This window comes from Bacillus sp. SIMBA_031 (assembly GCF_046535225.1).
In the GTDB taxonomy this organism is placed as follows: Bacteria; Bacillota; Bacilli; order Bacillales; family Bacillaceae; genus Bacillus; species Bacillus velezensis.
In genome coordinates, this window is record NZ_JAWRXC010000349.1 from 1 (window position 1) to 263 (window position 263).

Consider the following 263-nt stretch of genomic DNA (forward strand, 5'->3'; position numbering starts at 1 on the left):
GCCGGGCGCGACCTCGGTCCAGGATACGTCATCAGGCGTCGTATAATACTTCATGGTTCCTCTCATCTGGCCAGCCATCCACCGTCCACCGGCAGGATTGTGCCATGCACGTAATCGGAAGCCGAAGCGGCGAGGAAAATCGCCGCCCCGACCATATCATCCGGCTTGGCCCAGCGGCCAGCCGGAATGCGTTTCAGAAGCTCGGCGCTCCGTTCGGGGTCGGCCCGCAGAGCTTCCGTGTTGTTCGTCTCCACATAGCCCGG

At 62.7% G+C, this 263-nt stretch carries 1 protein-coding gene; it reads right to left on the minus strand.

Translation table 11 applies throughout. From position 1 onward, the window contains the following. Window positions 1-62: 62 nt before the first annotated feature. Window positions 63-263 (minus strand): SDR family oxidoreductase (locus tag SB724_RS20590; protein ID WP_410572772.1); only part of this gene is annotated, 201 nt, incomplete at its 5' end.